Raw genomic sequence first — 4,154 nt, 5'->3', positions numbered from 1 at the left:
GACAAGGGCGGCGAAAAGGCCGCGCTCATAAAGACCGTGCGCGGCGACGGCTACATCTGGGCGGCGGAAGTGCGCCGGGAAAGCGCATGAACACCGACCGCCACCTGCCCCAAAGCCTGTTTTCGCGGCTGAGCCTTTTATTGCTTGGGGCCTTTTTTATCCTGCATACCGTGACCATCCTTACCGTGGCCGACTTTTTTGAGCGCCATATGGTGCAGAATATGCTGGCTAATCACAGCGCCACCATTGCCTTGTGCGTGCGCATGTTTGAAGCGGAACCGGCGCAAGCCAGGCCCGCGCTTATACGCGGTCTGGCGCGGTTTTCAGATGTGCGGGTGGAAATGCTGGATGAAAAGCCCGACATGCCGCAGGGGACAGATACGCTTTCGCGCTTTTTTCTGGAGCACATCCGCGAGGCGCTGGACGATCTGGCCGCGCCCGGCCAGCAGCCGAGGGTCATGCAGGCGCAGGTGAGGGTTATTATTCTCGGCAAAGAGGCCGGGCAGTGGGCCTCGCTTTTTGAAAGATTTTTTTCCTTATGGGACGTGTCCGGCTCGTTTGAGGCCCGTCTGACCATAAAACTTGCCGACGGTTCATGGTTGGGCATCAGCTATGACGGTCCTGCCCACCGCGCCCATCTTGAAGACATGCCCTTTGTGGTGCTTGGCCTGGAATTTGTCGTTTTTGCGGCCTTGCTGCTGCTCATTGTTTACAGGCTGGTGCGTCCTTTGCGCACCCTGGCGCGGGCTGCGGAAAAATTCGGTTCCTCGCAGCGCCTGCCCCACATGGTCCCGGACGAAGGACCCAGCGAGGTGCGCCACGCGGCACAGGCGTTTAATGCCATGCAAAAGCGCATCAGCGGCATCATGGAGGAACGGGAGCGGGTTTTTGCCGCCCTGTCGCATGATCTGCGCACGCCGCTCACCCGCATGCGCCTCCGGCTTGAAAGCACGCCCCCCGGGACGTTCCGGCAGAAGATGCTGGAAGACGTGCAGAGCCTGCATTCCATCGTGGAAATGGGTACGGCCATGACCCAGTGCCACCGGCATACGGAAGACCGCGTCAGGGTGGATATGCAGGCGTTTCTTGAATCCATTGTGGAGGATCGCCGTGAAATGGGCCAGGACGTGACGCTGCGCGGCCCGGAGCTTGAGCTTCCGGCCCTTATCTATCCTGTGGCCCTGCGCCGCTGTCTGGATAACCTGTTGGACAATGCCCTGCGTTATGGGCGGGAGGCTGTGCTTTCCGCTTCTGTTCAGGCGCTGCCCGGCGGGAAAAACGTATTGCGCGTGGATATTGACGACAAGGGGCCGGGGATGCCCCCGGCCTTGCTGGAAAAGGTTTTTGAGCCGTTTTTTCGTGTGGAAGGCTCACGTAACCGGCACACGGGCGGACACGGCCTTGGGCTTTCCATAGCCCGCAGCATGGCAGGCCTGCATGAAGCCGCGCTGTTTCTTGATAATCTGCCCCAGGGCGGCCTCAGGGCGCGGCTGGAGTTGCCGCTGATGGATGAACGCCACGCCTGAGGCCACAAGGCCCGCCATACGCGGGAAGGTTTTGGAACGGGGCGGCAGACAGCAGCAGGACAGCGGCAGGGTTGGGCCGTGCTGTCACATTCTGCCATGTCCTGTCGTCGCCTGCTATTTACGGGCAGGTCCAGGCAGATTCACAGGCTCAAACGGGGGCCGCCCGGTTCCGGCCTGCCCCGGTGTGCGCCCTGCCGACATGCCCGGCAGGCGAAAAAACAGCCTGCCGGAATAAAACCAAAATCACGAGGCTGCATCTGTGGGCGCTGGGTCCTTACAGAGCGGTTCTGCCGAGTATGTAGGCGCAGCGCTGCGGGCGGCTGTGGATGAGGGTGCGCCGCAAAACCCGGAAGCCGTGTTTGCGCGCGAGGTGTTCCACATCTTCATGCGACAGGCGGAAAGTATATTCCGAGGGCCGCCGCAGGTGTTCGGGCTTGCGCCAGTCTTCGGTATGATACTGGTTGTTGGTCACGCCGTTGTATCTGTCGCTGATGACGTCAAAAACAAAGAAGCCGCCGGGCTTCAGGCAGGGCCTGTACGTTTCCATAAAGGCGTCCAGCGATGCGCCGGGCAGGTGGTACAGCCAGTTGACCGACAGTATGGCCCCCTGTTTTTCAGGCAGCCGGGCGGGTGACAGGGCATTGTCCTGCCAGGTTTCCAGACTGTGGCCCAGATATTTTTGCAAATGCCCGCTGAAATGGAGCACGCGAGGGTCAATGTCGCTGCCGGAAAGATTGGTAAAGCCCTTGAGGGCCAGCCACAGCAGGTTGGCCCCGCTGCCGCAGCCCGGCTCGAAAACAGGCGTGTTTTTCGGCAGGTAACGGGCTATCCAGCCGCAGGGAATGCACACGTGCCTGCGTGGGTTTCTGCGCGCCACGGCCTCCACATGCCACGGCGGCGAGTCGCACGCACTGCTGGTTTCCTGAAGAAAGTGCAGGGGTACAGGCAGGGAGTGGCCAAGGGGCCACCTGTCGCGCAGATAGTCCATGCCCTGCCGGAAAAGATCCTTTGCCGTAGGTGCGGGTACAGGAGTCTGTATTCGCGAAAAAGCGGTTTCATTATGCATGGTTTCATATATAGCAGCAGGCAGGCGGCAAACTGTGTGTCCAGTATGACAAATTGTAACAAAGTGTTGCAGGCGTTGTGGCGCGGCAAAGCCTGCGGGGCAGCCCCGGCGGGGCCAGACTGTACTTTTCATTTTTCTAAATTTTATATAGACTGATTGCGGCAGAGAGGCATTTGCGGCTTTAGAGCAATTTCACTTTGAAATTGCTCTGGCGGCTGCGTGAGCAGACGTTCGCTACGGAGGCGTAAGCGCAGTTTATCTGCGCGGTTAAACGCCGAAGTGAGCGTGCCTTAAACTTTGAGAATGTATATTCTCAAAGTTAATCCGCTCTAGTGCCGCAAGGCGTCTGCCTGCCGCACATTCTGTACCGTTGAGGGAGAAGGCATGAACAAAATATTTGGCATTCTGGCCCTGATCTGCGTTCTGGCAGTGGCGGGCGTAGCGGCGGCGGCCACGCCGCAGGCAGGCAAGCCTGTGCAGGACAAGCCCGAAAAAGGCGCGGACCGCGTGACCGTGGTCAGCGTATCCCTTGAAGGCACGGACAGCATCGGAGCGCGACTTGGCACGAGCCTTAAAGAGCGCTTTAACAAAAGCAGCCTGTTTACCCTGAATGATGATGAAGAAAAGGATCAGCCCAAGCTGTACGTCATGCTGGAAAGCAAGGCCGAGTTTCCTGATCGTCCGGGTGTCGGCTCGGTCTATTCGGTGTGCTGGGTTTTCAAGCAGGGCAAGGGATATCTTGGATACCTTCTGGCCCGTGAACTTGGCACCGTCAATTATGAAGAAGTGGACGGGCTGGTGGACAGGCTGGTGGAGCGCACGGACGGCATCGCCGCCAAGTACAGCAGCCTGTGGAAGTAGCGGCCATGCCGCAGAGCTGGTAGAGCATTTTCATCTTGAAATGTTTGCTTGACGGCGATGCAGCGCTGCTGTCTTCGTCCGTAACTTTCTTTGTCGTAACAGTCGAAGCAATTTTGCCCTGAAAGCATTCCGTGGCGCGGATGTGCTGACGTGCTGCCCCGTCAGGTAGAAAAGCGTTATGTCAAAAGGCTCTCCATCATCTGGGGAGCCTTTTTTATGCCTTTCATGAAAGGGTGTTGTATTTTATTGTGCTTTCCGGTTCTGTGCAGCAGAAACAGGCTGGGGCTGCCCGAGTCGGGCCGTAACAGGGGAAATGCCCGGCAAGCGGGGCGGTGCAACATCGCCAGAGCGGGCGTGACCGACACCGTTCGCGATATGGATTTTCTAAAAAATCGTACCGGCGTTCCGGATTCGCCAGGGTGAACAACCTATTGGAACATTACATCTAGAGCAATGTGCACGAAAAAATGGTGCGCCTCAAGGGTTCAGGCATGCCATAAGGCGGCAAGACGTGGGGTGTGCCAATCTGAATCATGATAATATATATTCAATCATCTGAAGTTGTTTAATAATAAAGAAACGAAAATATTTGGCCCGAAAGTGTAAGCAGGGCATGTTTTTTGTGGACGGCGGCCTGTTGTCGCAATCGCCTGCGGTTGCCAGGGGGCTGCTGTCCCGGTCCGGCGCCCGGCCTGGCGCTG

Annotated in this window: 3 protein-coding genes; 2 read left to right on the top strand and 1 reads right to left on the bottom strand. The window is 58.1% G+C overall.

Annotated features, from left to right (window positions below):
• Positions 1 to 86: 86 nt before the first annotated feature.
• Positions 87 to 1,526: an ATP-binding protein gene (locus tag V6C16_RS08675; protein ID WP_333535968.1), complete on the top strand. Its 1,440-nt coding sequence runs from the start codon at positions 87 to 89 to the stop codon at positions 1,524 to 1,526.
• 274 nt (positions 1,527 to 1,800) lie between these two features.
• Here the strand turns inward: V6C16_RS08675 and V6C16_RS08670 are convergent, their stop codons facing one another.
• Positions 1,801 to 2,592: a class I SAM-dependent methyltransferase gene (locus tag V6C16_RS08670; protein WP_333535969.1), complete on the bottom strand. Its 792-nt coding sequence runs from the start codon at positions 2,590 to 2,592 to the stop codon at positions 1,801 to 1,803.
• Between the two features lie 384 nt (positions 2,593 to 2,976).
• Here V6C16_RS08670 and V6C16_RS08665 point away from each other — a divergent pair, with 384 nt between their 5' ends.
• Positions 2,977 to 3,453 carry a hypothetical protein gene (locus V6C16_RS08665; protein WP_333535970.1) on the top strand — a complete coding sequence of 159 codons (477 nt, stop codon included), beginning with the start codon at positions 2,977 to 2,979 and terminating at the stop codon, positions 3,451 to 3,453.
• The last annotated feature ends 701 nt before the right edge of the window (positions 3,454 to 4,154 follow it).

The sequence above is a fragment of the Desulfovibrio sp. 1188_IL3213 genome, from assembly GCF_036763145.1.
Lineage (GTDB): Bacteria > Desulfobacterota > Desulfovibrionia > Desulfovibrionales > Desulfovibrionaceae > Desulfovibrio.
This window is presented reverse-complemented; position numbering and strand designations above follow the sequence as displayed.

Coding starts and splice junctions, on each gene's coding strand:
- V6C16_RS08675 (WP_333535968.1), top strand. CDS start 87: ATGAACACCGACCGCCACCTGCCCCAAAGCCTGTTTTCGCGGCTGAGC.
- V6C16_RS08670 (WP_333535969.1), bottom strand. CDS start 2,592: ATGCATAATGAAACCGCTTTTTCGCGAATACAGACTCCTGTACCCGCA.
- V6C16_RS08665 (WP_333535970.1), top strand. CDS start 2,977: ATGAACAAAATATTTGGCATTCTGGCCCTGATCTGCGTTCTGGCAGTG.